We start from the raw sequence: 3490 nt of genomic DNA, 5'->3' as shown, positions 1-3490 counted from the left end.
AGGAAAATCGTTTTAAAGTGCTTTGTTTTCATATACTGGTTTTATGGATGATTGAAATTTTAAAGGTTAACGGGTATTTATTTTTTTGCTACTTCGGCACCGCCGGCATCGTTATCGCGCAAAAATTCAAGGATCTTTTTTGCCTGCTCATCTGATACATCCTGGAAGGTCATTTGGGTTAGATGCTGAGCCAACAAATCTTTTGCTGTAGGATCTTTCTGAGTCATTTCAGCGGGGTTGGTGATCATATTCAATATCCAGGCCGGTTGACGACGTTGAGTAACACCTTTCAGACCCGGGCCTACTTTTTTAACTTCGGTAGGGTTGTGGCAGGCAGAGCATTTAGATTCAAAAATGGTATGCCCTTCAACCGCCACTTTTTTGTCCATAGCAGCGAGGGTGATATTTTTAAACCGGCCTAAACCCGGTCCATCATCCTTTGGGGCATCAGCGATCATACTTTTGGGAGCCTCAGTGCTTTCAGTGTTTGCAGTTTCTTTATTGCCACAACTGCTTAATGCAAATAAGGCGGTTAAGAAAAATCCTGCTAAAAGCGGTTTTAAAGTGAAGTGCATCGGTAACTTTTTCATGGTTAGTTTTTTTATTGTTTTACGATGCAAAGATGACCAGCGGACAAGGGGTTTATCATGATTGCGGTCAAAGGAGAAGATGATTAAAGTCAATAAAAAGACCTTTATATCCTTTATTGGTATTTGTAGCAATTGTAAAATAAAACAGCCGGAGGTTATCCGGCTGCAATTAAATTGGCAGAAAGGCTTTAGGGAGCTTAAAAATTAGTTACAAAGGATTTGCCTTCACTTACCCCTCTGGCAAGATCCTGCACAGTTTTTTTAGTGAGCAGATTTTGCAACTTATAGCTGTAACTTTTAAATTCATTATGTATCGGACACGGCCGGCTTTCAGAGCACTCCTTTAATCCCAGGCCGCAACGTTCAAATGCTGAACGGCCGTCGGTAGCATCAACGATATCAATAACTGGTATAGGTTTCGCCTTGCTATCTATAAAAAAGCCGCCGCCGGGCCCTTTGGTTGAAGCTATAATATTACGGCGCACAAGGGTCTGTAATATTTTTGCAGTAAAAGGCTCGGGTGAATCAATGGCAGTAGATATCTGGTTAATATTAAGTTTTGCATGTTCGCTGCTTTCGTTACAGAGGTAAATTACAGCACGCAAAGCATATTCCAAACTTTTCGAAAACATCATAACGCTTCCACTTTTATATTAAACAAATTTTCTTCAAGTTTAACCGACTTCGGAAAAAGAATATTGTTTTCGAGATGAATGTGGAGGTGCAAGTCATCGCTGAATTCTTTTAACTTGGCATACAGCACTTTGTATGTGTTACATGCATAATCGGGCGGAGTAAAATTATTGGAAAGAAATTGAATCCGATGCATCGAATTACCCACATTCTCGTGCTCATGTTCCATCATTCGTACCGGATTTTTAACTGTACCAAAGTGGCTTTTGGGCATATCCTCAATAAGTCCGTCGGCCTTCTGTTCCAGGTTTTTGATATATGGAAACAATAGCAATTCCTCTTTTTTCATATGGTCGGTCAGTTCGGCTTCTATCTCTTTCCAAAGCGAATTGATCTCAACTGTTTCCGTATCGTGATGACCGTGAACCCTGGCTACTTTATCGGCAAACCCGCCTATCAGAGCAAGGTTATTGTTTACATATTGATGATGCACATTTACAATATAATCCGCTAAAAAAGCGAGTTTCCATTCAGCAAAATTATGCTCTGTCTCAGCCGGCCGGTTTTTTATGGCTGACAATTCCTCCTCCACTACCTTAACATCAAGATTCTTCTCGCTGCAAACTCTGGCAATGCTTTTCTTTCCCCCACAACAGAAGTCAATTCCGTATCTTTTAAAAACTTCTACCGTTCTGAAATCATCCGTCACTATCTCCGCTACGGTACTGTCAATATTTGAATTTACCTGGTTCATTTGAATATATTTTATTAATAAGAAAAATTGAATGAATTGTCTATTTCACTAAATATGCGGTTGATGTTTCCGGCTGCATCATGCGCCTGCTTTATATCGCCTTTTTCAATAACCTCTATCTGCTCACTTATTTTGTCCATACTTTTGCATAATAATGAACGTGCATTTTTATCAAGACTGCAATAGGTAACCGTCCGGTTTACGTGATTTTTCAAGGTAGCTGCGTATCCTTGGTAGGCCATTAAATTCTGCGGTTGCTTTTTGATAAGCAGGTTGAAGTTCTCAATCGTGCTTTGCATGGCTCTCAGTTCCATGGCGGTATTCTTATCAGTTGTCCAATGGCCTTGTACCTGCTTTGATTGGAATGCTTCTTGCTCAGACGCCAAAGTTGTTGTATTCCTTTCCGGTGTATCACCGCACGAAACCATAAAAATGATTGCTATAAGACCGCAAATCCAGATCCGGGTGTTCATATAAAACTGTTTAGGTTAACTAAATCCGCCCCGTTCCTGCTGCCGGGGCTTAATTTATTGTTATGCAAAATTGTTCTAAAATGCTTCCAGCCATTATGACTAACAAAAGGCAAGGCAGTGATTTTAGTCATATTAAGACCTTTTTATCCGAAATAAGTTTGCAGTCATCATTCGTAAACCCAAAAAACAACTTTTATGAAAAGGAATTTCTTATTTACCGGCATTATAACAGCTCTACTTTCAATTTGGTTTTCCTCTTGTAACCAGGAGCAGAAACCAGCAGATGAATCAACTACCAACGCATCCCAAACAGCGGCGCCTGAAAGCGGCCAATCAACAGTAAAGGACGATCAATCACAGAAAGACGTTGTTAAAGTTGCAGCCGGGTCAAAGGACCATACAACGCTTGTAACCGCACTTAAAGCTGCCGAGTACGTGGATGTGTTATCCAATTCCGGTCCATTCACTGTTTTTGCGCCTACTAATGAAGCCTTCAATAAATTGCCGGCAGGCACTGTAGAAGGTTTGCTGAAACCTGAAGCGAAAAGCGCGCTGCGTAATATTTTAGAGTACCACGTATTCGTTGGCGCTCTGAAACAGGAGTATCTGCATGACGGACAAACCTTGAACCAGGTAAACGGCGATAACGTAACCGTGGGGCTTAAAGACGGAAAATTTACCGTAAACGGTGCTAACGTACTGGCGACAATTCCGGCGTCAAATGGTATTATCTATGTTATTGACGCTGTGCTTTTGCCGCCGGCTAAAAAATAATTCTACAGTCAGAGGTTTCTACAAATTTGAGGTCTGCCAAAGAGTTAGTAAAAAATATGCAATAAGGCCCCTCCTGCCTTTGAACACTTGATCTTTCAAGCAGAGGGTCACTGGTTCGAACCCAGTAGTTCCCTCCCATAGGGGGGTGATAGAAATATCAAGCCCCCTATTATTTTGCCCCATCTTAATCTGAAATCGTTATCTGTAAAGGGTTTTGGGTATAACCAAAGTGTTTTAAAAATAGGTTCAACAAATAATCAATAGTT

5 protein-coding genes are annotated in these 3490 nt (G+C 40.8%); 1 reads left to right on the top strand and 4 read right to left on the bottom strand.

Features of this window, described 5'->3' with window-relative positions:
• Positions 1-77: 77 nt before the first annotated feature.
• From QZY09_RS00460 to QZY09_RS00445, 4 genes are all read right to left on the bottom strand, one after another.
• On the bottom strand, positions 78-590 hold the full coding sequence (locus tag QZY09_RS00460; RefSeq protein ID WP_295666667.1) for a cytochrome c: 513 nt from the start codon (positions 588-590) through the stop codon (positions 78-80).
• A 197-nt stretch (positions 591-787) separates the two neighbouring features.
• The gene (locus QZY09_RS00455; RefSeq protein ID WP_295666664.1) at positions 788-1225 is read right to left on the bottom strand and encodes an Rrf2 family transcriptional regulator; all 438 of its coding nucleotides are present in this window, start codon (positions 1223-1225) and stop codon (positions 788-790) included.
• Positions 1222-1977 (bottom strand): iron-sulfur cluster repair di-iron protein, encoded by a 756-nt coding sequence (ric, locus tag QZY09_RS00450; protein ID WP_295666661.1) that lies wholly within the window; start codon positions 1975-1977, stop codon positions 1222-1224. The genes QZY09_RS00455 and ric overlap by 4 nt, the downstream gene beginning before the upstream one ends.
• Before the next feature lie 14 nt (positions 1978-1991).
• Positions 1992-2450 carry a hypothetical protein gene (locus QZY09_RS00445; protein ID WP_295666658.1) on the bottom strand — a complete coding sequence of 153 codons (459 nt, stop codon included), beginning with the start codon at positions 2448-2450 and terminating at the stop codon, positions 1992-1994.
• Positions 2451-2645: 195 nt separating this feature from the next.
• Between QZY09_RS00445 and QZY09_RS00440 the strand changes: the two genes are divergently transcribed.
• A complete protein-coding gene (locus QZY09_RS00440; protein ID WP_295666655.1) occupies positions 2646-3224 on the top strand; it encodes a fasciclin domain-containing protein in 579 nt (192 codons plus the stop codon).
• Positions 3225-3490: the final 266 nt, after the last annotated feature.

Source organism: uncultured Mucilaginibacter sp., from assembly GCF_903913935.1.
GTDB lineage: Bacteria > Bacteroidota > Bacteroidia > Sphingobacteriales > Sphingobacteriaceae > Mucilaginibacter.
Note: the sequence above shows the minus strand (reverse complement) of the source record. Positions and strands in the feature narration are given on the sequence as shown.